Here is a 549-nt window from a genome sequence, read left to right on the forward strand (position 1 = left end):
CCCGGTAACAACGAGCTCGACGCCGTCTCCCTTTGGGCGGCATTCCTGACGGGGAAGGTTGCGATGATCTATTCCTGGCCTCCAAGCGGCCGGATGGCGGCGAACTATTCGCAATCCGCCACGGCGATCAACTTCATTCCCCAGTCGCAGATCGCTGGCAAGGTTGGCTATGCCGTCGTGCCGGGCAATCCGGAACATGCCACCGGCTACAACAAGGCGCTGTCGGCGGATTCGCCCAATCCGGAGGCGGCGTATCTGTTCATGCAGTGGGCCTGCTCGCCTCCCGTCTCACTGGCGCGCTGCATGTTGCCCTATGCGCTGCGCGACCCATACCGCATTTCGCATTTCAAGTCGGAGCTCTATGGAGCACTGTTCCCGAGCGCCAAGGAGTACCTGGCCAACCTCAACAACTCGGCCAATGTCGGCCTGCTCGACCCGATCATGCCAGGTGCGCAGGACTATTTCTTGAGCATCGACCGCATGTGCACCGCAGTGTGGGCTGGTGCGGATCCGAAAGCATCGCTGGAAACGGCGGCCGCCGAGTGGAAC

Annotated in this window: 1 protein-coding gene; it reads left to right on the plus strand. The window is 61.9% G+C overall.

All coding sequences use genetic code 11. From position 1 onward, the window contains the following. On the plus strand, window positions 1-549 hold a 549-nt coding region (locus tag EOA22_RS36710; RefSeq protein WP_127390766.1), incomplete at both ends, for an extracellular solute-binding protein.

This window comes from Mesorhizobium sp. M7A.F.Ca.US.014.04.1.1 (genome assembly GCF_003998745.1).
Lineage (GTDB): Bacteria > Pseudomonadota > Alphaproteobacteria > Rhizobiales > Rhizobiaceae > Mesorhizobium > Mesorhizobium ciceri.